24 protein-coding genes are annotated in these 26,159 nt (G+C 39.2%); 5 read left to right on the top strand and 19 right to left on the bottom strand.

Annotated elements, in window-relative coordinates; translation table 11 throughout:
* Positions 1 to 11: 11 nt before the first annotated feature.
* The 9 genes from BM102_RS11330 to BM102_RS11370 form a co-directional block, all read right to left on the bottom strand.
* Positions 12 to 770 (bottom strand): ABC transporter ATP-binding protein, encoded by a 759-nt coding sequence (locus BM102_RS11330; RefSeq protein ID WP_044936266.1) that lies wholly within the window; start codon positions 768 to 770, stop codon positions 12 to 14.
* Positions 770 to 1,843 carry a branched-chain amino acid ABC transporter permease gene (locus BM102_RS11335; RefSeq protein WP_177194962.1) on the bottom strand — a complete coding sequence of 358 codons (1,074 nt, stop codon included), beginning with the start codon at positions 1,841 to 1,843 and terminating at the stop codon, positions 770 to 772. The genes BM102_RS11330 and BM102_RS11335 overlap by 1 nt, the downstream gene beginning before the upstream one ends.
* Positions 1,844 to 1,852: 9 nt before the next feature.
* A complete protein-coding gene (locus BM102_RS11340; RefSeq protein WP_044936268.1) occupies positions 1,853 to 2,734 on the bottom strand; it encodes a branched-chain amino acid ABC transporter permease in 882 nt (293 codons plus the stop codon).
* Between the two features lie 108 nt (positions 2,735 to 2,842).
* Complete coding sequence (locus BM102_RS11345; protein WP_090482081.1) at positions 2,843 to 4,030, bottom strand: ABC transporter substrate-binding protein; 1,188 nt, start codon at positions 4,028 to 4,030, stop codon at positions 2,843 to 2,845.
* Between the two features lie 122 nt (positions 4,031 to 4,152).
* Positions 4,153 to 4,848: a pseudouridine synthase gene (locus tag BM102_RS11350; RefSeq protein WP_090482084.1), complete on the bottom strand. Its 696-nt coding sequence runs from the start codon at positions 4,846 to 4,848 to the stop codon at positions 4,153 to 4,155.
* Entirely contained in the window at positions 4,848 to 5,720 is an 873-nt protein-coding gene (locus BM102_RS11355) for a methionyl aminopeptidase (RefSeq protein WP_044936754.1), read from the bottom strand. Before BM102_RS11355 ends, BM102_RS11350 begins: the two co-directional genes overlap by 1 nt.
* A 19-nt stretch (positions 5,721 to 5,739) precedes the next feature.
* On the bottom strand, positions 5,740 to 6,450 hold the full coding sequence (locus tag BM102_RS11360; RefSeq protein WP_074792272.1) for a hypothetical protein: 711 nt from the start codon (positions 6,448 to 6,450) through the stop codon (positions 5,740 to 5,742).
* On the bottom strand, positions 6,447 to 7,550 hold the full coding sequence (locus BM102_RS11365) for a coiled-coil domain-containing protein (RefSeq protein WP_049960316.1): 1,104 nt from the start codon (positions 7,548 to 7,550) through the stop codon (positions 6,447 to 6,449). The genes BM102_RS11360 and BM102_RS11365 overlap by 4 nt, the downstream gene beginning before the upstream one ends.
* 209 nt (positions 7,551 to 7,759) lie before the next feature.
* A complete protein-coding gene (locus tag BM102_RS11370; protein WP_033152984.1) occupies positions 7,760 to 7,999 on the bottom strand; it encodes a Veg family protein in 240 nt (79 codons plus the stop codon).
* A gap of 321 nt (positions 8,000 to 8,320) precedes the next feature.
* Between BM102_RS11370 and BM102_RS11375 the strand changes: the two genes are divergently transcribed.
* Positions 8,321 to 9,052, top strand: coding sequence for a lysophospholipid acyltransferase family protein (locus tag BM102_RS11375; RefSeq protein ID WP_177194963.1), 732 nt, complete (start codon positions 8,321 to 8,323; stop codon positions 9,050 to 9,052).
* A gap of 35 nt (positions 9,053 to 9,087) precedes the next feature.
* Here BM102_RS11375 and BM102_RS11380 read toward each other — a convergent pair whose 3' ends face one another.
* From BM102_RS11380 to hpf, 4 genes are all read right to left on the bottom strand, one after another.
* Positions 9,088 to 10,467 carry a UDP-N-acetylmuramoyl-tripeptide--D-alanyl-D-alanine ligase gene (locus tag BM102_RS11380; RefSeq protein WP_090482090.1) on the bottom strand — a complete coding sequence of 460 codons (1,380 nt, stop codon included), beginning with the start codon at positions 10,465 to 10,467 and terminating at the stop codon, positions 9,088 to 9,090.
* Positions 10,468 to 10,491: 24 nt separating this feature from the next.
* Entirely contained in the window at positions 10,492 to 11,532 is a 1,041-nt protein-coding gene (locus BM102_RS11385; RefSeq protein ID WP_044936279.1) for a D-alanine--D-alanine ligase family protein, read from the bottom strand.
* A gap of 90 nt (positions 11,533 to 11,622) precedes the next feature.
* Entirely contained in the window at positions 11,623 to 12,498 is an 876-nt protein-coding gene (locus BM102_RS11390) for a helix-turn-helix domain-containing protein (protein WP_090482093.1), read from the bottom strand.
* 94 nt (positions 12,499 to 12,592) lie between these two features.
* A complete protein-coding gene (gene hpf / locus BM102_RS11395) occupies positions 12,593 to 13,126 on the bottom strand; it encodes a ribosome hibernation-promoting factor, HPF/YfiA family (protein WP_044936281.1) in 534 nt (177 codons plus the stop codon).
* 232 nt (positions 13,127 to 13,358) lie between these two features.
* On the opposite strand from hpf, the gene ymfI reads away from it, so the two are divergent.
* On the top strand, positions 13,359 to 14,090 hold the full coding sequence (ymfI, locus tag BM102_RS11400) for an elongation factor P 5-aminopentanone reductase (RefSeq protein ID WP_090482095.1): 732 nt from the start codon (positions 13,359 to 13,361) through the stop codon (positions 14,088 to 14,090).
* Here ymfI and BM102_RS11405 read toward each other — a convergent pair whose 3' ends face one another.
* Positions 14,091 to 14,708, bottom strand: a complete 618-nt coding sequence (locus BM102_RS11405) for an Hpt domain-containing protein (RefSeq protein WP_090482098.1) — start codon at positions 14,706 to 14,708, stop codon at positions 14,091 to 14,093.
* A 10-nt stretch (positions 14,709 to 14,718) separates the two neighbouring features.
* A complete protein-coding gene (locus BM102_RS11410) occupies positions 14,719 to 15,684 on the bottom strand; it encodes a helix-turn-helix transcriptional regulator (RefSeq protein WP_044936285.1) in 966 nt (321 codons plus the stop codon).
* 89 nt (positions 15,685 to 15,773) lie between these two features.
* On the opposite strand from BM102_RS11410, the gene BM102_RS11415 reads away from it, so the two are divergent.
* Genes BM102_RS11415 through BM102_RS11425 form a run of 3 tightly spaced genes read left to right on the top strand, consistent with a single transcriptional unit; the run spans position 15,774 to position 18,723 of the window.
* Positions 15,774 to 17,168, top strand: coding sequence for a MurL-like N-terminal domain-containing (locus tag BM102_RS11415; RefSeq protein ID WP_090482101.1), 1,395 nt, complete (start codon positions 15,774 to 15,776; stop codon positions 17,166 to 17,168).
* A complete protein-coding gene (gene murD, locus BM102_RS11420; protein WP_090482104.1) occupies positions 17,152 to 18,441 on the top strand; it encodes a UDP-N-acetylmuramoyl-L-alanine--D-glutamate ligase in 1,290 nt (429 codons plus the stop codon). The genes BM102_RS11415 and murD overlap by 17 nt, the downstream gene beginning before the upstream one ends.
* A 9-nt stretch (positions 18,442 to 18,450) precedes the next feature.
* Positions 18,451 to 18,723 (top strand): hypothetical protein, encoded by a 273-nt coding sequence (locus tag BM102_RS11425; RefSeq protein WP_049960317.1) that lies wholly within the window; start codon positions 18,451 to 18,453, stop codon positions 18,721 to 18,723.
* Positions 18,724 to 18,726: 3 nt separating this feature from the next.
* Here the strand turns inward: BM102_RS11425 and BM102_RS11430 are convergent, their stop codons facing one another.
* The 4 genes from BM102_RS11430 to ptsP form a co-directional block, all read right to left on the bottom strand.
* A complete protein-coding gene (locus BM102_RS11430; protein WP_090482106.1) occupies positions 18,727 to 21,399 on the bottom strand; it encodes an AAA family ATPase in 2,673 nt (890 codons plus the stop codon).
* A complete protein-coding gene (locus BM102_RS11435) occupies positions 21,396 to 22,481 on the bottom strand; it encodes a metallophosphoesterase family protein (RefSeq protein ID WP_090482109.1) in 1,086 nt (361 codons plus the stop codon). Before BM102_RS11435 ends, BM102_RS11430 begins: the two co-directional genes overlap by 4 nt.
* A gap of 571 nt (positions 22,482 to 23,052) precedes the next feature.
* Complete coding sequence (locus tag BM102_RS11440) at positions 23,053 to 24,519, bottom strand: glycoside hydrolase family 1 protein (protein ID WP_090482112.1); 1,467 nt, start codon at positions 24,517 to 24,519, stop codon at positions 23,053 to 23,055.
* A 17-nt stretch (positions 24,520 to 24,536) separates the two neighbouring features.
* The gene (ptsP, locus tag BM102_RS11445; protein WP_090482115.1) at positions 24,537 to 26,150 is read right to left on the bottom strand and encodes a phosphoenolpyruvate--protein phosphotransferase; all 1,614 of its coding nucleotides are present in this window, start codon (positions 26,148 to 26,150) and stop codon (positions 24,537 to 24,539) included.
* Positions 26,151 to 26,159 lie beyond the last annotated feature (9 nt).

Below are 26,159 nucleotides of genomic sequence, written 5' to 3' on the forward strand. Positions count from 1 at the left end.
TTTATTCTTAATTATTCTCCTAAATATGCCTTAATTACTTCTGGGTCGTTTAGTACATCAGTTGTCTGCCCCTGTGAAAGCACACGACCAAAGTTTAAAACTGTAAGCTTCTCGCAGATACCTGAAACCAGCTTCATATCATGCTCAATCAGGAGAATTGTTACGCCGAATTCTTTTCTAATCAGCGCGATTGTGTTCATCAAGTCCTTTGTCTCGTTTGGATTCATACCAGCTGCTGGCTCATCCAATAAAAGAAGCTTTGGATTTGTAGCAAGTGCTCTGGCTATTTCAAGCTCTCTTTGCTTTCCATAAGGAAGATTTGATGCTAGTACATCTGCTTCCTTATCAAGTCCAAACACCGACAAAATTTCAAGCGCCTTTTCATCCATTGCCTTTTCCACATTGAAATATTTAGGCAATCTGAAGATTCCAGTGGCCGTTCCATAGTCAAAGGAATTGTGTAATCCGATTTTTACATTATCAAGTACTGATTGATCTCCAAAAAGACGGATGTTTTGGAATGTTCTAGCTATACCAGCTTTATTGATTTCTGCAGTTTTCTTTCCTGTAATATCTTTTCCATCAAGGAAGATTTTTCCATCTGTTGGCTGGTAAATACCTGTAAGCATGTTGAAAACTGTAGTCTTACCAGCACCATTAGGACCAATTAATCCATACAGCTCTCCCTGCTCAATTTTCAAATTGAATTCATCTACGGCTCTAAGTCCACCAAAGGAAATGCCAAGATTAGTAACTTCAAGTAAGCTCATTAGCGCACCTCCTTTGTCTTTTTAAACTTGCCAACAATTGCCGCTGTAGTAATGCCGTGTTCCTCACGCCACTTAAGAATTGCTGGAGCCCAGTTAAATAACATAAGCACAATCAAGACAATTGAGTAAATAAGCATTCTGTATGTTGAAAGTCCTCTAAGCATTTCTGGCAACATTGTAAGAACAACTGCTGCAATTACAGAACCAGAGAAATTTCCAATTCCACCAAGAACTACGTATACAAGAATCATGATAGACATGTTGTAGCCGAAGTTGTTTGTTGTAGCTGTAAGGGAGTTGATATTGTGAGCATATAAAACTCCACCTACACCTGCTATTGCTGCAGAAATTGTAAATGCAACAAGCTTATACTTTGTAACTGGAAGACCTACTGTCTCTGCTGCAATCTGATTGTCTCTGATTGCCTTTACTGCTCTACCAGTTCTTGAGTTTACAAAATTGTGTGTTACGATAAGCGCAATTATCAAAAGAAGTACTGCTATAGTAAATGTTGATTGTCTAGGTGTTCCTGTGATTCCCTGGGCACCATTTACAAGCATTTTGCCGGTAGGCTCCATACCAAGTGACATCTGGTCCTTGATTGAAAAATGAAGTCCATTTGAATCAACACCTACGTACAAAACATTGATTACGTTTTTGATAATCTCGCCAAATGCAAGTGTAACGATTGCAAGGTAATCACCGCTTAATCTAAGTACTGGAATGGCAATCAAGAATCCAAATAATGCAGCCATTATAGTTCCGATGATAAGAGCAAGGATGAAACGTGGTACATCTGGGATGGAATCCTGGAATAACTTTGAGAAAAACGCAGATGTGAATGCGCCGACGCACATAAATCCTGCATGTCCAAGTGAAAGCTCACCCAAATATCCAACACAAAGGTTAAGTCCAACAGCCACCAAAGAATATGCACATACTGGAACCAATAATCCGCTCATTAAAGAGCTTAGATTTCCAGTTCCATCCATTATTGACATTATGATGTAAAGAACAACTATTACCGCTACGGTTGTTATTAATTTTTGTGTAGATTTGTTTAGTTTCTTCATTTCTGTCACCTACACTTTCTCTTTAATCTGCTTGCCTAAAATACCAGTTGGCTTAACAAGCAATACGATGATTAACACTGCAAATACGATAGCATCTGCAAGCTGACTTGAAATATAAGCTCTAGCTAATATCTCGATTATTCCAAGTAGTAATCCACCAACAAGTGCTCCTGGAATAGAACCAATACCACCAAATACAGCAGCTGTAAATGCCTTGATACCTGGCATTGAGCCTGTGTATGGAGTAAGTGATGGATATGACGAGCAAAGCAATGCACCTGCGATTGCTGCAAGTCCAGAGCCGATTGCAAATGTAAGAGAAATAGTTGCATTTACGTTAATTCCCATCAGCACTGCAGCATCCTTATCTTCTGATACAGCTCTCATTGCCTGACCTGGCTTAGTGTTCTTTACAAACCACATCAATACAATCATGATAACAACGCAAGTGATGATTGTAACAATGGCATTTCCTGTAATCTTTAGTGCGCCGTCTGCAAATGAAAGGCCTTCCCAATTAATAACAGATGTAAAGGATACTGGATTTGAGCCAAATATCATAAGTGCCATATTCTGCAAGAAGTAGCTGACACCGATAGCTGTAATCAAGACCGCTAGGTTTGTTGCCTTTCTAAGTGGTTTGTATGCTATCTTTTCTATTATCATTCCTAAGGCTGTGCAGCATACTATTGAAATAACAATAGAAACAACAGCAGGCATGCCGGAATTGGACATGCACATAAACACCACGTATGCACCAATCATGATTACATCTCCGTGGGCAAAATTAAGCATCTTTGCAATACCATAAACCATGGTATAACCAAGTGCTATAAGGGCATAAACGCTACCAAGGCTTAACCCATTAACTAAATAAGTTAAAAAACCCATAATTACTACTCTCTTTCCCGTATAATTTAAACACGATGCGGCCTCCCCGCGGTAATGGGGAGGTTATCGCATCGTCATTGATGTACATTATTTAGATGAGGATGTGGATTACTGTACAGATACGTATCCACCATCCTGGATGATGACAGCCTTTGGTGATTTAGAAACTTCACCAGCTGCATTCCATGTCATGCCTTCTCCTGTAAGTCCATCGTAGTTTACTTCCTGGATTGCTGCGATAAGTGCTTCGCAGATTTCCTCATTTGAAGCCTCTGGAGTAAGATTTGCTGACTCAAGTGCTTCCTTAAGGATGTAGATTCCATCGTAAGCATCAGCTGCGAACTGGTTTGGTGTTCCGCCGTACTGCTCTTCATACTTAGAAACGAATGACTGTGTTGCCTCATCCTCAGCATCAGCTGCGAATGGTGTAAGAAGATATACACCTTCTGCAAGGCTTACATCGAAGTTTTCAACACCAAGTAATCCGTCGAATCCGTCTACACCAAACATTGTTGGCTCATAGCCCATCTTGTTAGCCTGTGTAAGTACGATTGAGCCTTCTGTGTAATAGAATGGAAGGAAAAGAAGATCTGCTTCTGCATCCTTACATTTCTGAAGCTGTGTTGTAAAATCTGTCTTTGAATCAGCTGTAAAAGCTTCTGTTGCTACGATTTCAAGTCCTACATTTGCTGCCTCTGTAGCGAAGTTCTGATATACACCTGTTGAATATGGATCTGAGCTATCATAGATAATACCAATTTTGCTTCCAAGACCATTTTCTGCAATGTAATCAGCTGAAACTGTACCCTGGTTAGGATCTGAGAAACAAATCTGGAATGTATTATCATGTCCCTCAGTAACACTTGTTGATGATGCAGATGGTGTAATCTGGAAGATTCTATCATTGTAAGTCTCTGCAGATACTGCTGCGCATGCGCCTGATGTTACAGTACCTTCAAGAATCTGCATTCCCCAATCCTTTAATGTGTTGTAAGCATTAACTGCCTTCTGAGGATCTGCCTCATCATCCTGGAAATTAAATGCTACCTGATATCCGTTGATACCGCCTGCTGCATTAACTTCATCTACAGCAATCTGTATTGCATTCATAACACCCTGTCCGTACTGAGCAGCTCCTCCTGTAGTTGGTCCAATACCACCAATCTTCCAAGTAAGCTCTCCTGATGTGTCAACATTCTCAGACGAACCTGTTGATGCACTATTGTCCCCACATCCTGCAAACATCGTTGCTACCATTGCACCGCAAAGAGCAAGGCTTAACATTCTTTTCTTCATACTAATCCCTCCTATGACATGAAATAGGCTTTCCCCAAAAAGCATATTCCACTTTCTTACTTCATCACTTTAAAGGCTAAAACCCCTCGTTGAAATTATATTAAACTTTGTAAATTAAATCGTCAATAAAAACTTTCACGCTTTAGTTCGATGATGTGACTTTCGGGTAGTAATTCCTCGTCCAACAAAAGTGGTCCAAACGCCGTTCTTTTCAGCTCTAGCACCTGTCTTCCAACTGCAAAAAACATTCTTTTTACTTGATGAAATTTTCCTTCATGAATTGTTATATAACATGTATTTCCACCTTCATATTTGATGGTAGAAGGTGCTGTTAAGTCTCCTTCACCAATATGAACGCCATTTTCAAGTGCATTTATATCCTCAGATGTAAGAGGGCCATCCAAAGTAACAAAATACGTTTTATCTACATGTTTTTTGGGGGATAATAATTCATGAGCCAAGGCTCCATCATTTGTGATAAGGAGCAAACCAGTAGTATCTTTATCTAATCTACCAACAGGGGCTAAGCCTTTTGGTGCATCAGGACATTCGCGGTAAAACAAATCCATTACTGTAGCTTCTTTTTTGTCCTCAGTGGCTGTAATCACTCCTTTTGGTTTATTCATCATATAGTAGTGGAACTGGGCATAAGCATAGTCTTTGCCGCCATAAGAAATAGTTACACTATTTTCATCTACCTTTGTTTCAGGTTTATTTATTTTTTCTCCGTCAACTAAAATAAGGCCCTTCTTTAGAAGAGCCTTTACTTCAGACCTGGTTCCGATATTTAATTCAACCAGTAATTTATCTAATCGCATCAATATGAAATTACCTCATAGCCTGTTTCTGTTACAAGTACCTGATATTCCCACTGAGCAGAAGGCTTACCGTCTAAAGTAGAAACCTCCCAACCGTTGTTAGGGTCAGTTTTGATTTTTTGTGTGCCCATGTTAATCATTGGCTCAATTGTAAACATGAATCCTGGAACTAATAGTAGTTCTGTGCCAGGAAGCGTGTTGTATCCAACCCATGGATCCTCATGGAACTCCAAGCCTACACCATGGCCACCGATTTCACGTACAACCTGGTATCCATTTGCATGAGCATGCTCGCAAATAGCAGCACCTACATCGCCAAGGAATCCCCATGGCTTAACCTGTGCCAAGCCTAAATCGCAGCATTCCTTTGTTACTTCAACCAGCTTCTTTGTCTCTGGATCTACATCGCCAATCATAAACATTCTTGATGAATCGGAGAAATAACCATCAAGAATTGTAGAACAGTCTACATTTACGATATCTCCACTTTTAAGAATAACATCCTTAGATGGATATCCATGACATACCTGATCATTTACAGATGTACATACGCTATATGGGAAGCCCTCGTAGTTAAGTGGTGCTGGAATACCTCCCATTTTAATTGTTGTATCGTGTACGATTCTATCGATTTCAGATGTTGGCATACCTTCGCAGATAGCCTCTGCAACTGCATCAAGACATGCCATATTAATAACTGCAGATTCTTTAATCTTAGCAACCTGCTCTGGTGTTTTGAGCATATCATGTCTTGGAACCTTGTGGCCCTTAACTGCAAAGCTTTCTATTTTTCTATCCATTGCCTCATGGCACTGCTTGTATTTACGGCCACTGCCACACCAGCAAGGGTCGTTTCTGTTTAATTTAACCATTTCTATTGCCTTTCTTCTTTTATTTCTTTTTCTTGTCCTCATCAGTTAATCCATTAATATAATTAAGTTTACCGTGGGATAGTGTAATATCACCAAGTACCAGTCTGTCCCAAAGTTTGTCATTTGTTTTGACCTGGTGTTGCTCCATTATCTGTTGATAATAGTATCCATCATACTTGTAGGCAGCCTGACTAGGGCCAAGCTCCTCTGCCAAATAGTTCTGATATTTTTCAGCTATGGCTGCAAGTCTGATTTGTTCGTTGATAGTTTCTTCTGAACATGGAAGCTTTTCCCATTGAATATCAAGCAGGTCTTCCCAAAAATCTGTAATTCGATATTCCAGTTCCTGCTCTTCCTCGTCTGTAAGGGTATCCATGCCCTCTGCCACTGCCATCTGATAAAAAAGATGGTCATGCACAGCCATCCCCAGCACAACCTCCTTCGCTTCCAATTGGATAAAGGTATCGTTTGTGTGAAGATTCCAGTAATCCTTGGTGTAATCAGGATTATAGATTCTAGCCTGCTCTTCTATCTTACCTTCTTCGTAGAGGATATAAAAAGCCAAATCTTGGAATGTGATTTCCTCTGAATCAACGGTAACCGCTGTATCCTCAAGATGCTCCTGATAGTCAAGCTTTGCTCTGTTGTTTCCCATAGTAAGAAGTGCGTAGACCATTACAGCTACGCACAGAATTAACACTATAGGTTTTACGAGTTTATTGATTCTCATAGTACCCTTCGTATAGTAATTATTGAATGGCAATTAACTGATCGGTAATTAGTAATACCTGTAGCAGTACTTTGTGCTTCCACAATTGTACCTCCACCTTGGTATATTGCTACGTGTCCTGGGTAGCAAACTATATCACCGGGTTGCATATAATTATAACTAACTTCTTGACCCACACTCCTAAATGAACCAGAAGTCATTCGCGAACCATAAGTAACGCCAAAGTTGGCTAATACCTGCTGAACAAAACCTGAACAGTCACATCCATTTGTAAGGGAATTACCTCCCCATACATAGGCATTTCCAACGAATTGGTTTGCATATGAGACAACACTGGAACCGCTAATGCCAGTAGCGTAACCAGGATTCAAGTCTCCATTAACATTGTAACTTGAACTTGCTGAAGTGTTGGCACCACCGGATGTGTTGCCATTTGCTGCCGCTGCAGCTGCTGCTCTTGCTGCTGCAAGTGCCGCTTCTCTTGCTGCTATTTCCTTTGCTTCCTTCAGCTCTTCATCCAAATCATCCATCTCACCCTGCTTTTCACTAATCATAGTTTCAAGGGCTGATTCCTGAGTTGCTAATTCTGATTTGGAAGCTTCCAAACCTGCCTTTTCCTCATCAAGGGCAGTTGCCAATTCCTCGATTTCGGCTTGTGTAGCTTCGAACTGTTCAAGCTTTTCTCTATCATAGTCGTAAACGCTGCTTGCGTATTCTAGTCTATTTAAAAACTGGCTTATGGAACCAGACTCAAGTAACATTTCAAAAACGCTAGGATCCTCAGTCTCATACATGTATTTGATTCTGAGCTTCATAGCTTCGTACTGCTCATCCCTTGCATCCTGCGCTTCCTGCAAGGCTGCTGCTGTTTCTTCTATTTCTGCTTCTGTATCTGAAATGGCTGTTTCTATTTCTGTTATCTGACTAACTAATTCGTATAAATCAGAATCCAATGTGTCGATTTCATCCTGTAAAGCATCCTGCTCCGCCTCGATTTCCGAAACAGAACGTACCGCTTTAGAAATAATTGAATCTGATGCAAGAAGACAGCCTATAAGGGCTACTCCCAAAACAGACTTAAATATTTTTTTGTATTTCATAAACACTATCTCCAAAAACCTGAGCCTTAGGCCCAATATCTAGTGCAAATTCTCATAATCTCTCTACATTATGATACAAGTTACAAGCCCAGTTTTCAATAATTTTACACAACTATTCAGATATCCTTCACAAAAAAACAAAAAAGAACCGCCGGAATAATCCGACGGTCCTACCAAATCCATATTTAGTTGTAACTAGCAAGCCAAGCTTAGCAAAGTTTCATGCGAATCTCTTTAGTAATAATATCTGTATAACTGAAAGAAAGTAACTGTGATGGGCTTGTTTCTGTGTCGTCAACTAAGATAGTGAATACACTAGGATAAGCCTCCTGTATAACACCCTGCTGGATGTCTACCTTATTACGTCCTCTGTCTAACTGAATTACAACTCTACTACCGCACTGCGATCTAACCGATTCACGTACTTTGTCAAAGTCCTCGCGTTCCATGATGTCCTCCCCCTTTTCTAGCATTTGAGTATTTAATGATATACTCTTATGTCGTTGGGGCCATTTTATCACTTTTTGTGAATTTTGTCAAAAAGTACGGCCGCTATTTTGAATAATTATTATAAAAAACTCCTGAACCACTTACTATCATCACCATTTTATGCCAAATTAAATTTAGATATAACTGATAGTTTATTAATACCATTCACTTTTTGTGAGTAATTATTCATTTTCGCTACATTGATAATTAATAGTAGCTATTCTATAATATATATATTCGGAGAAAATATCTGAATAATACATCAAAATATGGAGGACTCTATGATTAGAACCATAATAACTGTAGCTTTCGTTGTTATATTCCTAATTTGCAGTATTCCAATCTGGCTAATTCTTCTTATCTTAGGTTTGTTCAATAAACCAGCCAAGGATAAAATTGCTTACAACATTGTAGCTTGGGCATTTGGCGTAGTTGCATTCTTAGCCGGAGTAAAATACGAAGTAAAAGGACTTGAGAATATTCCAAAGGACAAAGCAGTACTTTTCATTGGTAACCATCAAAGCTTTTTCGATGTAGTACTTGGTTATCACCTTTGCCCAGCAGTCACTGGTTTCCTTTCAAAGAAAACTTTTGAAAAGGTACCACTTTTAAATGTTTGGATGTACATGAATTATTGCCTATTCCTTACACGAACAGATCCTAGACAAGATTTAAAGCTTATTATAAAAGCTCAGGAATACATTAAATCTGGCATTTCAATGTTTGTTTTCCCTGAGGGTACTCGTTCAAAGACTGGCGAGATGGCTGAATTCCACGAAGCAAGCTTTAAGATTGCTACAAAAACTGGTTGTCCTATCATACCAGTAGCTTTCACAAACACAAGAGAAGTTTTTGAGACACATCTTCCTCGTTTAAAGAAAACTCACGTTATCGTTACTTTCTGCCCTGCAATTGACACTACAGCACTTGAGGGCGACAACAAAAAGAAACCTGGCGCATACGTAAGAGGAATTCTTGAGGAACAATTAAAAAAGGACGCAACATTAATCTAAAACAAAAGGCACCTCATATGAGGTGCCTTTAATATTTATGCCAATCTTTCTTTTAACGCTTCAACTACTTTTGTAAAGTTCATAAAGTGTGATGCCTTTACTAAAATGGTATCTCCACCGCGGATGATAGGAAGTAAATCCTCAAGCATAACATCCACATCAGTATAATGATGAGCCATGCAAGAGCTATTCTTCTGAGATAATGATTTATTAATCTCTTCTGATAAATCTCCTACAGTGAATACATAGCCAATATGATTATCCTCTAAAGCCTGTCCAATTTCATAATGAAGCTCGCGCTCATCCTGTCCAAGCTCTCCCATATCACCAAGGACTGCAATTGTTCTGCCTGTAGCCTTTCCAAGGACCTCAATAGAAGCCTTCATTGATACAGGGTTTGCATTGTAACAATCATCGATGATATTGATATCACGAATAGTGATAATGTTATTTCTACCGGCAATTGTTTCAGCCTTTGATAAGCCTTTTGCAATCTCCTGAATTGTAAGACCAAGCTCTTTTCCAACAGCAGCTGCTGCAAGACCATTCATAACGTTATGGCTGCCTGGCAATGGAATTGTAACATCGATATGTTCATCATCCATATTGAGAGTAGCATCTGTTCCAGTAAGACCATTTGGCTTTACGTCAGTGGCATTGATTTGCTGACCGTTTAGACCATAGAAAATCTTTCTAAGCCCAAGTGTGTCGGCATTAATTAGCTTGTCATCATCACCATTAAGGATAACAAGACCATTCTTTGGCATGTGTTCAAATACCTCTGTCTTTGCCTGAAGAATACCGTCTCTAGACTTTAAAAACTCCAAATGACACTGGCCAATATTTGTCATAACAACAATGTCTGGCTTTGCAATATCGCCAAGTCGATGCATTTCTCCAAAATCAGATATTCCCATTTCAACAACTGCGACCTGATGATTATCTCTTATTCTGCAGATTGTAAGCGGAAGACCGATTTCGTTATTGAAGTTGCCCTCAGTCTTTAAAACAGAAAACTTTGTTTCAAGAACTGATGTAATCATTTCTTTTGTACTAGTCTTTCCTACACTACCAATAACACCAACTACTGGAATAGAAAGCTCCATTCTGTACGCTGTTGCAATTTGCTTAAGTGCAAGCTTTGTGTCCTGAACCTGAATATATGGTCCGCTAGGATTATCAAGCTCTTTTTCTGACAATGAAGCTAACGCACCCTTTGAAAATGCATCCTCTATGAAATCATGTCCATCTACACGAGCACCAACCATAGGAATGAAAAGGAAATCCTTTTCAACCTTACGATTATCATTTACAGCTCCTGCAATTTCTTGATTTTTTGCTGCTTCACAACCTGGTACTAAAACCAATTTTCCATTTGTAACTTCGGCAATCCTTGCCAATGTCATATTCTTCATAAATATCACTCTTACTTCTATATCTTAGTATTTCTTTAAAGACACCTTAATCAAATGCTCGCATAAATCTTCGAAATCCATTCCAATAACCTTTGCTTCCTGTGGAAGTAAGCTTGTTGGTGTCATTCCTGGAAGTGTGTTTGCCTCAAGACAGTAGATGTTTTCGTCTTCATCCATCATAAAGTCCATACGTGCATATGTTGTAAGTCCAAGTGCCTTGAATGCCATCTCGGCGTATTTCTTCATGGCCTGAGTAGCTTTCTCGCTAATATCTGCTGGGCATGTCTCTACTGCAGAACCAGCTGCATATTTATTCTTGTAATCGTAGAATCCCTGCTTTGGTGCGATTTCGATAACAGGAAGTGCCTTGCCTTCCATAACACCATCAGAGAACTCACGTCCCTTAATGAACTGCTCAATTACAACTTCATCTTCCCATTCAAATGCTGCATCTAAAGCTGCATCTAAATCCTCTGACTTTTCTACGATTGTAACTCCAATGGAAGAACCACCGCAGTTTGGCTTAACGATGCAAGGGAATTTATCAAACTTGAATCCCTTTCTGTTTGCCTTTTTAAGAGATGTACCAACTGGTGTTGGAACTCCTGCTCTGTTGAAGAATTCCTTTGTCATCTGCTTATCCATAGCTATGGCACTTGAAATGTAATCATTTCCTGTGTATTTAATTCCATATAAATCAAAGGCAGCCTGAACCTTACCACTTTCGCCATCTCCGCCATGAAGCGCCATAAATACAATATCAGCCTTCTGACAAATCTTTATAACGTTTGGTCCGAAAAAGCTTGGGCTTTGATCTGCTCTGCTTTTGATGATTGCATCGATATCTGGTGCCTCTGATGGGATAGTTTCAACCTTAACTGAATTGTTGATGCTGTCCTCGAAAATATCTGTGATATCACACTCTGCATCAGAATATCCCATGAAAACATCAAGTACTAATGCTCTATGTCCTCTGGCTCTAAGTGCTTCTGCTACCATTGAACCAGATTTAAAAGATACGTCACGCTCAGAGCTAAGTCCGCCTGCTAAAACTACTATATCCATAATATATCCTCTTTAAAAATGTTTTTTCCGAACCACATTATACGTTTTTTCTTTCAATATATAAAGTCACTTTTTTATTTATCTACTTTATTAGTCTGTTATGGTGTAATACTTATTAAAATAATTTATCATAGCTGCCGCCGCTTCAAAGAAGTCATTTATTATTTTCTCACCCTCAGTATTTCCCATTTCTTTAAACAATTCTTGTTGCAGACACATAACCTGGAAGAACACTCTTCCATCTATGTTTTTTATAGCTTTTGAAAAGATATATCCAATACACTTTTCCGCCTTCCTATATTCATGCTTTGCTATAAGCAGTTTAGCTAAACCAGCGGAAACAGAATTACATCTTTTTCTATAGTAATCAGTGTTGTCGTTAAAACCATTATTTAACAATAACTCATACAGCTCCTGGGCTTTTTCCAAATAGCCCGTCTCCAGAAGTGCGTTAGCTTTCAGATAAATACCAAAATGTTCTAGTTTAGTAAAATGCTGACCTGTCAGCATATCGGATTTCTCCGTCCCATTATTTGTAGGAAACAGTTCCTCTATTCGTTCAATAAATTCCTCCTTATCCATTCCGCTTTTCAGCATATAAACCAAATCACTAAGCAACACATATTTCTGATGCTCCTCGTTTTCGTGATCCATATACTTCTTAAACTTCTCTAATTTCTTCTCTATTGTCTTTTTCCCCTTAGAATTTAAGGCCAAAATCAGTTCCTCCTTAACTTTTTGGAATTCCAGGTTCTCATCCATTGTCAGTTCATGATAATCAACACCATTTACCTCGAACTCAACGCAAATTTTGTCAAATGTCTTTACACTGGGACAAGTTTTACCTGTTTCTATTCCAGAAAGGGTTGAAGGTGCACATTTCAGTTTCCACGCCATAGTCTCTTGGCTCCAACCATTAGACTTTCTGTAGCTGTGCATATTTCTTCCTAAATTCTTCAATAGCATAAAAATAACCTCCTGATATATATTTCTCGCAAAGCGGAGATTATATAATCAGGAGGTTAAAATTCCTTGAAAATTTTATTATAAAATTGCGAATTTAGAACTCTGGTTCAATTAAACCGTAAGCTCCATTTTTTCTCTTATAAACAACGTTGATTTCATCAGTATCTGCATTGCGGAACATAAAGAAGTCATGTCCTAACATTTCCATTTCAAGGCATGCATCCTCAGCATACATTGGTTTCATATCGAATGTTTTCTTACGGATAATCTGGATTGTCTCTTCGTCTGAATCCTTCTCCTCGATGAAATCCTGTGCAAATATTGTTCTAGAATCTGATTGTTTCCTATCTATAATTTTATTTCTGTGTTTCTTTAACTGAGCTTCTAATGTGTTTGTAACTGCTTCGATTGAAGCATACATATCTGAAGTAACTTCCTCTGCTCTAAGATAAGAGCCTTTCATTGGAATAGTAACCTCTATTTTCTGACGTCCTTTCTCTACGTCTAAAGTAACGATAGCTTCTGTGTCCTTATTGAAGTATTTGTCTAATTTCTTAAAACGCTCCTCCACTGCGTCCTTTAATCCCTGTGTTAACTCAATGTTCTTTCCAGTAATTGTTGTTTTCATGATGTCTACCACCTTTGCGACGTATTTGAAAAACTATAAAACAGATTAGTGACATTCACTAATTTTATATTTGCTAGGAAGTTTTTCATGTAAAAATTATACCAATAGTATTTCATTTTCTCAAGGCTTTTATCTGAAATCTTTCTTAAATAATTATTAATTGTGTATACAACAGTCTCTAGCGTATTGTGTTATACTAAGCACAGATATTACATTGGAAAGGCGTATATTTATGAAGAAAACTGCAATTATCACAGGTGCCAGCCGAGGAATCGGAAAAGCCATTGCTGTAGCCCTTGCTGCAGAAGGATATCATCTGGCATTGTTTTGTCATAACAATATAGAAATGCTGAATCAATTAGCTTCTGATTTAAAAGACCAATATAAAGTGGAAGTTTATACCTATCAAGGTGATATTTCTGATAGTAGTTTTGTAATAGATTCCTGCAATGATGCTTTGGCTAAGCTTGGCCAGGTAGATGTACTTGTCAACAATGCAGGGATTGCTCATATAGGATTATTAACAGATATGTCCGTAGACCAGTGGAACACAATGGTTAACACCAACCTTTCCCCTCTGTTCTACACTGCCAAAGTCGTAGTTCCTTCCATGGTAAACAAAAAATCTGGCAACATTATTAATATCAGCTCTATGTGGGGCACCGTTGGAGCCAGTTGTGAAGTTGCATATTCTGCCACAAAGGGCGGCGTCAATTCCTTTACAAAAGCTTTGGCCAAGGAGCTTGCGCCAAACAATATCGCCGTTAATGCCATCACATGCGGTGTGGTGGATACAGATATGAACGACATGCTTTCAGAAAATGAAAAAGCTGAACTTGCAGAAGAAATTCCTATTGGTCGATTCTGTCAACCAGATGAAATAGCCGAAACAGTTCTTGGCATAATAAAAGCCCCATCATATATGACAGGGCAAATTATTGGTGTGGACGGCGGATATATTTAATTATTCCGCCAATAATATTTCAATTTTATCCCAATCCATTCTTCGAAGTTGCTTGGTAATTTCTGCAACCCTCTTTTGAGCCTGGATTGGGAGTTTATATTTATCCAATTCCTCTAAGATCATCTCAACAGCATCGTAATCCATCAATGGACTCACTTCTTTTAATGCTGCAAAAGCTTCCTTTAATTCCTCATCAGATATAGGTTTCTTGTTTGCTTTTTGCTGCTGTTTCCAGGACATATATGGAAACAAACGTGTTTTGTAGCTAACGTAAAGCTTTATAAAATCATCTAGATTGGCCCTTATATATCCTTTGTCATTGGCCTTTCCAGCCATTTCCAATCCAAGCGCCATCTCTGATAATTGCTTAGCTCCAATCATTCTGGCAGATGTTTTTAATGCATGTGCCTTGATTGTAAAATACTCGATATCACCATTTTGAAATGCATCAAGAAGCTCCGCCTGCTTCCCGTCTATATCGTAATAGAATGCCTCCAAAAACTTATCAAATTCTCTAACACTACCGCAGAACTTCAATCCACTTTCGATTGATAGTCCTTCTACTTCCGACAGTCCCTTTAATTCTGATGGAAGACTCCCTTCAGTTATACTTCCCATTATTCTACCCCTACTTATCTATTATTGCTTTTATATAATCCTTAAACTTCCTTTCTTCCTCCTCTGGAAAGCATATCGTTGCCCCTATTCCTGTAAGCCAACCGTACAATTGAGGTGAAACTGCAACTGATATACGAGCTCTAACCAAATCTTCTCCTTCTGCTCGAATATCAATATCCGCACCAAATTTATCCAGCACAACGCCGATCAATCTTTTATCAAATCTGATGGTTACCACTCTTTCATCACCTGCAAACATACTGATGTGTTGCTTTGCGTATTCGTGAGGATTAAGAGCACCGCGCTGTTTATCACCACTTCTTTCCTCTTCAAGCATCTCGGCAGATATTATTTTATCTACGCGATAGTGCCTTATCTGCTGGCTATCATCATCGTATGCTACAAGATAGTAGTTTTCATCATTTCTAAGAAGAAATGCAGGACTTACAACATAAATTTTGCCACCGTGCCTAGGCTTCATCTCCTTCGTGAGTGTCCAGTCCTGATATTTAAAAGACATTTTTTTATTGTTATCAAGGCACTGGTAAATCACATCAATAGAATAAAAAATCTTTTCATTTCCTGTGGACCTTTTCTCTGGCACAACAACCTGACGAGTCAACTGAGTAGCTTCATCCATACTGGCCAGCGTGGTTATCTTTTCCACAAGTTCCTTTGTTTTCTTTTGAGATATGAACTTTGATGCACCTACCGCATCCACAAGTAGTTTGAGTTCCGCAAGCTCAAATACTCGTGAGCCTATGTAATAGCCCTTGTCCCCTTTTACCACATCAACACCGGCTTCCATAAGCGTAGCCATGTCTTTATAGACCGTTTTTCGCTCTGCCGAAATTCCTCTCGCCTCAAGACGTCTTGTCATTTCGATAGCGTTAATCTGGTGTTGCTCATCACTTTCATTCATGAGGATTTGGTATTCGTTTAGAATTTTATACTTCTGTCCTCCAACGTGTGGCATAACGTCTCCTTAACTATTTTTTATTAAAGTATTATGATATATTATATATTTGATTATAAAAGATTTATAGAATGTTTCAAAGGAATTATATGAGTAGAACAGATTTTTATAAAAAATGCAGATTAGATTATCCTACCTTTACTTATCAGGGATATTCGTACGATTTAAATGACGAAGGCATTAGCATGACCTTTGATTTTTCAATTGATGGCTTATCAGAGTTTCATCCAACCTGGTTCATACCTCGCATCAACGCTGTAGATTCTATTGACGAATCACTTATTGATGATATGGTATTCTCCCTTGGTATGGTTGAGCTTGTTAGCTATTGGAAAATAGCTTGCCCTCCTACCGTTATTATTAAAGATAGAAAGCTTACAGACCAGCAGATTAGCTGGTGGAAGAAGCTCTATTTTAATGGACTTGGTGAATTCTACTACACAAACGGAATTGATGAAGATTTTGACGCCTTCATGACAGTTAAATGCGAAAGCGACAAGACTACTCGCCAGTTTGCCCCAGTAGATATACCTACAGCTTCTGCTAATAAAAAGCCAAAGGTTCTTATACCTGTAGGCGGCGGCAAGGACAGTGTTGTTTCTATTGAATTACTCAAAGGACATGCCGATATCAATTGCTATGTTATTAATTCACGAGGCGCCACTGACGCCACTGTTGAAGTTGCAAATCTTACAGATAAGACAATCTACGCAAAGCGTACTTTAGATAAAAACATGCTTGATTTAAACAAGCAGGGATTCTTAAACGGTCACACACCATTTTCTGCCTTAGTTGCTTTTTCAAGCATCATCGCAGGATACCTTAACGGATTGAGCTTTGTTGCTCTTTCAAATGAGGGAAGTGCCAATGAGTCCACAGTATTGAACAGCTATGTAAACCATCAGTATTCTAAAAGCTTCGAGTTTGAAGCTGATTTCAGAAGCTACGAAAAAAATTATATCGGTTCTGGTGTATTTTATTTCAGCTTCCTTCGTCCACTTTCAGAGCTTCAGATTGCCATGCTGTTTTCTCGTTTCAAAAAATACCATGGCATTTTCAAGAGCTGTAATGTAGGAAGTAAGCAGGATATCTGGTGCGGACATTGCCCTAAGTGCTTATTTGTTTATATCATCCTTTCTCCTTATCTTTCAGTTGAGGAATTGGATGCAATATTTGGAAAGCGCTTATTTGAGGATGAAACCTTAATGGAAGATTTTGATAAGCTTTGCGGCATTCTTCCAGAAAAGCCATTTGAATGTGTCGGAAGTCGTGACGAGGTAAATGCATCTGTTACTGAAGCAATCAGCAAATACGCGGCTCGTCAAATGCCTCTTCCTGTACTACTTAAGCACTATCAGGATGAAGCTGTTGTTCCAGCTATTCCATTTGCAAAATATATAAAGCAATATTCAACAGAACATGCTTTAAATGAATACTTTGAAAAAATAATCAAGGACGCTCTTAATAATGAAAGAAACAATTAGAAATTTAATCAAAGACAAAAAAGTTTTAATTCTAGGATATGGACGAGAAGGACAATCAAGTTTTCGCATGATTAGCTCTGTAGGCGGATATCAGGTGCTTGATATTGCCGATGCAAACGCTGTTAGTTCCGATTTAACATCAAGCCACAAGGTTATTACAGGTGCTAATTATCTTGACTGCTTAGATGAATATGATGTTGTTTTCAAAAGTCCAGGAATTGTTCTTCCTAAGGATATTAAGGAATACAACTGCCATATTACCTGTCAGGCTGACCTGTTTTTACAGGTTTATGGTGCTCAGACAATAGGAATTACCGGAACTAAGGGAAAATCCACAACATCTTCACTTTTATATCATATACTTAAGGAGTGCGGTAAGGATGTTCTCTTCGGAGGAAATATCGGATTACCAATTTTCGATATCACTGATCAGATTCATCCTCGTACCATTATCGTATTTGAGCTTTCTTGCCACCAGCTTGAATATGCTCACTATTCACCATCGAAGGCAATCCTCTTAAATCTTTATGAGGACCACCTGGATCATTACGGAACAGTCGAAAAATACTGGAATGCAAAGAAAAACATTTATAGAAATCAAGGTTATTGCGATTTCCTTTTCTGCAATCCAGAGTTTTTACCAGCTCCTGGTGAATGCAAAGCTACTGTTATCAAGGTTAAATCTGCTGATTTACCATTCAATTCATTTGACGAGATTGAAGGCGTAACACTCCGCGGTACACACAATCTTTTCAATACCGCCTTTGTTTACGATATCTGCAGAAGATATGACATCACTGATGATGAGTTCAAGAAGGCATTAGCTTCTTTCAAGACTTTGGCTCATCGTTTACAGTTCCTCGGTTCTTTAGATGGAGTTGATTACTACGATGATTCAATCTCTACAACAGTAGAATCTGCTATTAGTGCAATTAAAGCCATTCCAAATGCTGGCACAATTCTTCTCGGAGGAATGGACAGAGGTATCGACTACGATCCTTTGGTTGATTTCTTACAGACACGCAGCTTAGAGCATATTATTTTAATGTATGATAGCGGAAAAGTTATTTTAGAAAAGCTTAAAGCAGCTACAAACGATGAGTTCATGACTCATGTACACTACATAGAAGAACTTGCAGATGCTTGTACCTATGTTAAAGAAAACGCATCTAAGGGTAGTGCTGTTATTCTTTCTCCAGCTTCGGCAAGCTATGGTCACTTCAAGAATTTTGAGCAGAGAGGCGATTTCTTTAAAGAACATATTGGACTATGAGGATAAAGTATGAGTAATACACGATATTCTTTTTTGAATGATGAAGGTCCTGCAGTAAAACACTGTTCTAAATGTGGTAGACGTATACCACTTAGCTCGCCTTATGACCAGTGCAAAGAATGCATGAAAAAAGAACTCTTTCCAAAGGTGAAAGAGTTCATTAATGAAAACTATGATGTCAACGAAATGATTGTTGCTCAAGAGTTTGGTATCGACCGAAGTATCATCCATGAGTGGGTCCGCGATGGTCACTTGGAATATAAAACACGTCCACAACTGTAGAATTTATATTCTACTGTCGTGGCATGTGAAATATACTGTTTGTCGTTCGTCGGCAATTTTATGAAGGAGTTTTAACGACTCCTTTATTTTTTTGTCATCAAGATTTGTAAATGGATCATCCAAAATAAGAATCGGCTTCTCATCTGGATAAAGCACGTCAACAAGAGCAAGTCTGGAACAAAGCGCTACCAAATCCTGGTATCCTTGAGATAGGTATTCCGCGCTTTTGGTGCTTCCCGAGTATGCCAGCTTTATATTTAAATCCATATCAAGCTCGAAGTCTTCAATGGCATAGCCTGACTTTGTAGCCTCTGGACCATTAATCAAGCTAAGATATTTATGAAGTCCATTTTGAAGTGGTTGCATATACTTTGACTGGAAGCTCTCCCTGGCTCTTTGAAGGAAATCCTCTGTCTTTGTAAGTAACTCTGCGTTCTTTTTGAACTCCTTTTCCTTTATCTCAAGACGTTCTATTTGCTCAGAAATATCACTTAATCTTTCAACATCCTCTAGTGCCTGCGCAAGATTATCTTTCTCCTGCATAATCTGTCTATTGAGCTCCATAATCTGCTCATCCAAAATATTCTGCTTTTGCTGAAGATCATCCACTGACTGAACCTGCTCATTCACATCGTACATTTCCTCAAATTTGGCTATTTCTTCTTTGAGGTTGTCTACACGCTCTTTTATTGCAGTGTATGCACGTTTTTTAATGCTGATGCTTTGAATCTGTTCAAGGCGCTCAAGTGATTTATCAATCGGATATCTTGAAAGAATATTGTTGATATCCTCAGTCATGGTTTTGATAGAGCTTTCATGACTGTCTATCTCTTCCTGCTCCTCAAGATATTTTGCATACTTTTCAGCATCCTTTTTGAGCTGAGCAAGGAATTCGTACTCACCACCCATTTCGTAGAGATTGATTCCATACCATGTGGCAAAAGGCTGAATCTTTGTGTATAGCTCCAGCTGCAAATCTGCAAGCTCATCAAGTGTACCTTCTGCTTCCTGATGTCTTGATTTTTCTTCTTCAAGAAGATGTCGATACTGATCCAGCTTTCTACGAATTTCGTATACATTTTCCTGCATGGTATCAGCTCTGGTAAGAAGGAAGTGAGACAGAAATTCTGAGCACTCTTCCTGTAATTCTCTAAGCTCTAATGTGCTGAGTTCAAGAGCATCCTCTTCTTCCGATACACGCTCCTCGTATTCTGCAGCCTGTTTCATTTTATTCTTGTGAGTACGTCTTCCGCTGATTGAAAGAATAACCACATCCACAATGATAGCTACAAAGCTCACTATTTCTACAATTCTTCCAACTACATCTGTCAGATAATTGCTGAACACAACCCCTGTCATAATAAAAATAGCTAAGAAGATTGTACCGATAATATGCCAAACACTAACTGTATTTTTCTTGTTGAGCTTTTCATTTGCTTCCTGCTCTGCTCTAAGGGTGATAAGTCTCTCGTTGCTTTGGCTCACCCTTGCCTCAAGGCCAGTAATCAAAGTAGTCTGGCGTTCTATATGAGAAAGCTGCTCGTCAGTAGGCTCCATTTTATCGAAGAAGAATTTAAGCTCTGTAAGCTGCTTATTTGATTCCTCTGAAAGCTTTGAATGCTCTGCCTTTGCACGAAGCTCAGAAAGATTAGATGCCATTTTATTCCACATAGCAAACTCAGAATCATCTGGTATTCGCTCTGTAAATGGCTTATCAAAAACTGGAGTCTCTCGGCTTCTATCCTCTGACAATCCTCTAAGGGCACGCTCATGAACAGCCAAATCTCGCTCTGTCTGCTCCAGCATGACTATTTCGTCATCACTTGGAATCCCTGATTTAAAGAATTCTTCTAGCTCAGACAGCTTTCCAAGCTCGCTATCAAGGTTTTCTTTATGAATCTTGTATGCGCCAAGCTCCTGCTCTTTTTTACTTTGAAGCTGGATTGTCTCAGCTAGCTTTACTTTCTCTGCATTGAGCTGATTAAGGTTGCCCTGCTTTTCTTCTACCAGGCAGCTCATAGCCTCAACGCTTTCCTCTATAGCTGGAAGTTTTTCGTATTCTTCCTTACATTTGTTTATTTCGTTTTTTACACCGTAAAGCTTGCCCGGGTTGATTTTACTATTTCTAGTGTATTCAACTCTTGCATCCTTTACGCTCTTTAGAGCTACATCAAAGTTGCTGATGTCGTCTCTAGCAGCAGTGAGATTTCCCATTTTTGCATTGAGAGAATCGGTCATTCCTGTGCCCAAAGATAGCTGTGGAATATATACACTCTTCTCGAATGAATCCCTATCTACTCGAAACAGTTCTTCACCAATATCCTCAGTGTAGTCATTTGATAAAAGCCCTGTCACATCATCGTAAAGAGCAAATGTGTCATCCTTGTCTGTCTTGCCAAAGGTACGCTCAATTCGGTATCTACGGTCTTTTGCAGTAAAGATAATATTACCTCCACAAAGACTACCATCCCATGGAAGATAATGGTTTCTTTCCAGAAGCTTTTTCTTAGTATTTGGAGAATATTCCAATCCATAAAACATAGCCTTGATGAAAACTGAAAATGTGGTTTTGCCCCATCCATTTTCCTGAAGTATTGGATTGAAACCTTCATTAAAATCGTATTTAAATTCTGTAATCTTGCCAAAGTGGGCAATATAGCATGATACTAATTTCATTCAATATCCTCCCCCATAATGGCTCTAATTCCTAGTTCGATAATCTTGGCTTTCTCCTCTTCATCCATATCCTGTGCCTGAACAAGTCGAACGAATTCCCCCTTCAAGCTCTTGTCATATTTGAAGCTGTCGTAATCAACTAATGTCTTTGTTCTGTCGTAGCATTTTACGAAGAAGTATTTATTCTCAAAGAGGCGAACGAAGCGCACAATATCAAGCTCATCATCCAGCTCACGCTCACCAATAATAACAAACTTGATAAGGTCCTGATCATCCACATCGACCAACAGCTCTTTTGCCTTTGCCACAGTATCCTGCAATGACATATCAGCTGTAACCTCTACCTGAATCTCATGAAGTCTTCTAAGAGCAAAAGGAATAAACTCTGATGTGATTTGACCATCGTTTATCTCCATCAAAACAAAACCCTTATCTCCTGTCTCATCGAAGCCACGGCCCTCCAGACATCCTGGATAACAATACACTCCTCTATCATCCAACTGCTCGTAAATGTATTTATGCACATGACCAAGAGCAAGATAATCAATAAACTTGCCCTTTAACGCAGTGGTATTGATAATTTCAGCACCATCCCTGCCATCATAATCAGACTGCTGCCCGTGCAACATAACGATATTAGTATTAGCAGAATCAAGCACCAAACGCTGAGCCATAGTTGCAACGTTTGTGGAATTAATTTCCATACCAGTAATCACAACATCATCAAGCTCATAGCTGGTCCATCCATCATCTGTAAACATATGGAAATTAGAAGGTATCTCATCTATACCCTCTTCCATAAAATCGCATCTATCATGGTTGCCCTTCAGATAATAAAACTCAATCTGAGGATTATTTACTATCTGCTCAACAACTCTTCTTTTAACTTCTTTTCTAATGTGGATTTTATCGAATAAATCTCCGGCAATAAGAATAGCACGCACCTGATTATCAAGAGCGTACTCTACCATACGTTCAAATGTCTCAATCAACTCTGAACGTCTAAGAAGCGCCTGGTCTTTATCAAGATTGCTTTCCATCTTGGAGTCTAAGTGCAGGTCTGCACAATGAATAATTCGCATACAATCTCCCTAACAATTTCTCCCTTATTCTTGCCTATAATTCTAGCACATCTCCCGCCCCCGTAACATCTTCTTTTTTCACCAAAAAGTAACGGCACCCACTATTCACTTTTTCATAGGGCCGGGCTCCCCCACCGTGGTACGGGCGCTGGCACTGCAAGGGAGTGACATTGCATGAATATTATGTTTTTCTAAGGTACAAGGAGAACACACTAATTTGTGGTGTCTTTTGCAGGTCTGTACATTTTCTGAATCTGTATGTCTATGGACGGACACACAGTTCTTGATTAGGATATGGATTTCAAAAACTATGGATACCTTTGAGTGATTTTGGAATGAGCATAGTAGAACAAAAAGAGATATTTGATATGGATGAGCAGCTGCCGCTAGGACGGCGGCAGCAGTGGTCACTTGAAACACGACGTTGAATGTGCCACGGTGCTCATACATACAAATATCTCTTTTTTAGTTCTACTTAGCGAATGTAATATGAACCCAAGGTACCATAGCTTTGGAAATCCATATTAATAATATAAAGTGTCCGTCCTAGCCTATACAGACGGCCATTTTACTAGTCTAAGTGGGTGCCGTTACTTTCGATGACTTTCTTGTACCAGAAGAAGGAGTCTTTGCGGCTGCGGGCCATGGTTCCGTTGCCTTCGTCGTCCATGTCTACGTAGATGAATCCGTAGCGCTTGCGCATTTCACCTGTGCCGGCAGATACTACGTCGATGCAGCCCCAGGTTGTGTAGCCGATTAGGTCTACGCCGTTGTCGATGGCGTTTGACATTGCCTGGATGTGTGGACGATAGTAGTCGATTCGGTAGTCATCGTGGATGCTTCCGTCAGCTTCTACTGTATCGAATGCTCCTAGTCCGTTCTCTACAACCATGAGTGGAATCTGATATCTGTCGTAGATTGTTTCAAGGTAGTACTGTAAGCCTGTAGCGTCGGTAGCCCAGCCCCAGTCGCTGTACTGAAGGTACTCATTTTTTGCACCAGCTGAGAAGTTACCGCCTACCTTTTCCTTTACCTCATGTGTAGTTACAAGCTGTGACATGTAGTAAGAGAATGTGTACATATCAACAGTGCCTCTCTTGAGGTCAGCCAAATCTTCTTCTGTGATATCGAGGTTTACATTGTGCTCTTTCCAAAGACGTTTTGCATATGTGCCGTATTCGCCTTTGCATTGAACATCTCCACAGTAGAATATATTTCTCTCCCATGCATGACGATTTGCAAGTATGTCGTTTGGGTCGCATGTTGCAGGATACCATGTGATACCACAAATCATGCAGCCGATTCTGTTTGTTGGATCGATGGCGTGTCCTATCTGAACTGCTTTTGCAGATGCAACAAACTGATAGTGTAAGTGCTGATATGAATCCTGGAAGTCCTTGTCCGATGGGTTGCCCATCATATCAAGGAACTGGATTGTATTGTTGATTTCGTTGAATGTAAGCCAGTTGTGAACTAAGCCTTTGAATTCTGTGAAACAGGTTGTTACATAGCGAACAAAAAGCTCGATTGTATCACGATTCTTCCAGTCACCTAGGTTTTGCTCTATATATAAAGGTGTATCAAAATGCCATAATGTAACCAGCGGTTCAATACCGTGATTCTTCAGTTCTGTAAAGAGATTTCTGTAGAATTCCACTCCTTCTTTATTTGGCTCTTTTTCCAAACCTGTAGGATAAAGTCTTGACCATGAAATGGAAGTTCTAAACTGCTTAAATCCCATTTCTGCCATAAGTGCAACATCCTCTTTGTAGTGATGGTATCCATCAACTGCGTTATGATTTGGATAGTGATAGTCCTCAAGAACTGCAAATTTTGCACCTTCTGGAATCTTGCCAAATTGCATTACCTTTCCAGGATTGCCATCCTTGTCTATGTATGTGATATATCTAGGTGTGTTTACTGTACCGCCTGTGGTCACGTCTGTTTTTGCTGGGCCTCTTCCATCTACATCCCAGGCACCTTCCCACTGGTTTGCTGCTACAGCACCGCCCCATAAAAAGTCTTTTGGAAATGACATAATAAATCCTCCACGTTTTAATCCATGTTTCTAATTGCTTCCCTAACTGGAAGTACCATTGCAGGGCTGACTGATAATTCGTCAAACCCCATTTCAACAAAAGTTTTTGTAAGTTCCAAGTCGGCACCTAGTTCTCCACAAATGCCAACCCAACAATCACTCTTATGCCCATTATCCACAATCATTTTCAACATCTTCAAAATTGCTGGATGATGTGGATCATAGAAGTTTTCCAAGCGCTGATTCTGTCTGTCAATGGCAAGTGTATACTGAGTTAAGTCATTGGTTCCTATAGAGAAGAAATCAACCTCTTTTCCAATTTCCTCACTCATCATTACAGCTGCTGGTGTTTCAATCATTACACCAAGCTCTACATCCTTGTACTGAATGCCATCTTCATCCAGCTCACACTTTACCTCTGCTACTATTTCCTTTATTCGCTTAACTTCATCAACAGAGATAATCATTGGAAACATAATCGAGATATTTCCATAGTAGCTTGCTCTGTACAAAGCTCTAAGCTGAGTCTTGAAAACATCTGGTCGCTCTAAACAAATTCTTATAGCTCTAAAGCCAAGAGCAGGATTATCCTCATGACCTAAATCAAAATAATCTACCTGCTTGTCAGCACCAATGTCTAGCGTTCGGATTATAACCTTTTTACCGGCCATTGTTTCTGCTACTTGACGATAGATTTTAAACTGCTCTTCCTCTGTAGGATAGCTATCTGATTTCAAATAAATAAACTCACTTCTGAAAAGACCAATACCTTCTGCGCCATTTACAAGAACAGAATTCAAATCTCCAATGCTTCCAATGTTTGCATAAAGATTTACTTTTCTGCCACTCTTAGTAACAGTGTCTTTATTCCTCAGCTCTTTAAGCAATTCCTTCTGACGTCTGTTCTGCTCGCGAACCTTTTCGTAGTTTTCCAATGTCTCCTTATCAGGTTCAACAATCATTAAGCCTTCAGTACCATCAACTATTGCCTCTTTGCCATTTATATCTTCAGATACATCTGCTGCGCCAACCAATGCAGGTATTCCCATTGTTCTTGCGAGAATAGCTGTATGAGAATTTTCAGATCCAAGCTTTGTTACAAAAGCTAGAATTTTGTCCTTATCCATCTGAACAGTTTCACTTGGAGATAAATCCTCTGCAACAACAATTACAGGCTCATCAAAGTTTGTCTCACCTGATTGATTTCCAAGCAGAATTGAGATTACTCGCTCTGCAATATCTTTTACATCTGCAGCTCTCGCCTTGAAATAATCATCATCCATATTTGCAAACATATCCGCAAAGTTATCACCAGTCTGAGCTGTTGCATACTCCGCATTTACGTTTTGAGTTTTTATCATGTTCTCAATTGAATCGCTAAACTCGTCCTCAAGCATCATGATATGAACATTGAAAATTTCAGCTTCTTCCTCTGATGCAATCTTTTTTGTTTTCTCGTACAAAGCAGTAAGCTGGGAAATTGCCTCTTCCCTTGCATCCAAATATCTTTGCCACTCTGCATCTGTATCTGTGATTTTTGTTCTTGTTACTATATTTTCTTTTTTTGCGTAAAAATATATCTTTCCAATGGCAACACCATTGAAGACTTTCTTTCCAGTGAGTTTTTTCATAATCATTAC

The sequence above is a fragment of the Pseudobutyrivibrio sp. JW11 genome (genome assembly GCF_900115355.1).
GTDB lineage: Bacteria > Bacillota > Clostridia > Lachnospirales > Lachnospiraceae > Pseudobutyrivibrio > Pseudobutyrivibrio ruminis.

What these genes read in the sequence shown, in the direction of transcription:
- BM102_RS11330 (WP_044936266.1), bottom strand. Translation starts at nt 770, where the DNA reads ATGAGCTTACTTGAAGTTACTAATCTTGGCATTTCCTTTGGTGGACTT.
- BM102_RS11335 (WP_177194962.1), bottom strand. Translation starts at nt 1,843, where the DNA reads ATGAAGAAACTAAACAAATCTACACAAAAATTAATAACAACCGTAGCG.
- BM102_RS11340 (WP_044936268.1), bottom strand. Translation starts at nt 2,734, where the DNA reads ATGGGTTTTTTAACTTATTTAGTTAATGGGTTAAGCCTTGGTAGCGTT.
- BM102_RS11345 (WP_090482081.1), bottom strand. Translation starts at nt 4,030, where the DNA reads ATGAAGAAAAGAATGTTAAGCCTTGCTCTTTGCGGTGCAATGGTAGCA.
- BM102_RS11350 (WP_090482084.1), bottom strand. Translation starts at nt 4,848, where the DNA reads ATGCGATTAGATAAATTACTGGTTGAATTAAATATCGGAACCAGGTCT.
- BM102_RS11355 (WP_044936754.1), bottom strand. Translation starts at nt 5,720, where the DNA reads ATGGTTAAATTAAACAGAAACGACCCTTGCTGGTGTGGCAGTGGCCGT.
- BM102_RS11360 (WP_074792272.1), bottom strand. Translation starts at nt 6,450, where the DNA reads ATGAGAATCAATAAACTCGTAAAACCTATAGTGTTAATTCTGTGCGTA.
- BM102_RS11365 (WP_049960316.1), bottom strand. Translation starts at nt 7,550, where the DNA reads ATGAAATACAAAAAAATATTTAAGTCTGTTTTGGGAGTAGCCCTTATA.
- BM102_RS11370 (WP_033152984.1), bottom strand. Translation starts at nt 7,999, where the DNA reads ATGGAACGCGAGGACTTTGACAAAGTACGTGAATCGGTTAGATCGCAG.
- BM102_RS11375 (WP_177194963.1), top strand. Translation starts at nt 8,321, where the DNA reads ATGATTAGAACCATAATAACTGTAGCTTTCGTTGTTATATTCCTAATT.
- BM102_RS11380 (WP_090482090.1), bottom strand. Translation starts at nt 10,467, where the DNA reads ATGAAGAATATGACATTGGCAAGGATTGCCGAAGTTACAAATGGAAAA.
- BM102_RS11385 (WP_044936279.1), bottom strand. Translation starts at nt 11,532, where the DNA reads ATGGATATAGTAGTTTTAGCAGGCGGACTTAGCTCTGAGCGTGACGTA.
- BM102_RS11390 (WP_090482093.1), bottom strand. Translation starts at nt 12,498, where the DNA reads ATGCTATTGAAGAATTTAGGAAGAAATATGCACAGCTACAGAAAGTCT.
- hpf (WP_044936281.1), bottom strand. Translation starts at nt 13,126, where the DNA reads ATGAAAACAACAATTACTGGAAAGAACATTGAGTTAACACAGGGATTA.
- ymfI (WP_090482095.1), top strand. Translation starts at nt 13,359, where the DNA reads ATGAAGAAAACTGCAATTATCACAGGTGCCAGCCGAGGAATCGGAAAA.
- BM102_RS11405 (WP_090482098.1), bottom strand. Translation starts at nt 14,708, where the DNA reads ATGGGAAGTATAACTGAAGGGAGTCTTCCATCAGAATTAAAGGGACTG.
- BM102_RS11410 (WP_044936285.1), bottom strand. Translation starts at nt 15,684, where the DNA reads ATGCCACACGTTGGAGGACAGAAGTATAAAATTCTAAACGAATACCAA.
- BM102_RS11415 (WP_090482101.1), top strand. Translation starts at nt 15,774, where the DNA reads ATGAGTAGAACAGATTTTTATAAAAAATGCAGATTAGATTATCCTACC.
- murD (WP_090482104.1), top strand. Translation starts at nt 17,152, where the DNA reads ATGAAAGAAACAATTAGAAATTTAATCAAAGACAAAAAAGTTTTAATT.
- BM102_RS11425 (WP_049960317.1), top strand. Translation starts at nt 18,451, where the DNA reads ATGAGTAATACACGATATTCTTTTTTGAATGATGAAGGTCCTGCAGTA.
- BM102_RS11430 (WP_090482106.1), bottom strand. Translation starts at nt 21,399, where the DNA reads ATGAAATTAGTATCATGCTATATTGCCCACTTTGGCAAGATTACAGAA.
- BM102_RS11435 (WP_090482109.1), bottom strand. Translation starts at nt 22,481, where the DNA reads ATGCGAATTATTCATTGTGCAGACCTGCACTTAGACTCCAAGATGGAA.
- BM102_RS11440 (WP_090482112.1), bottom strand. Translation starts at nt 24,519, where the DNA reads ATGTCATTTCCAAAAGACTTTTTATGGGGCGGTGCTGTAGCAGCAAAC.
- ptsP (WP_090482115.1), bottom strand. Translation starts at nt 26,150, where the DNA reads ATGAAAAAACTCACTGGAAAGAAAGTCTTCAATGGTGTTGCCATTGGA.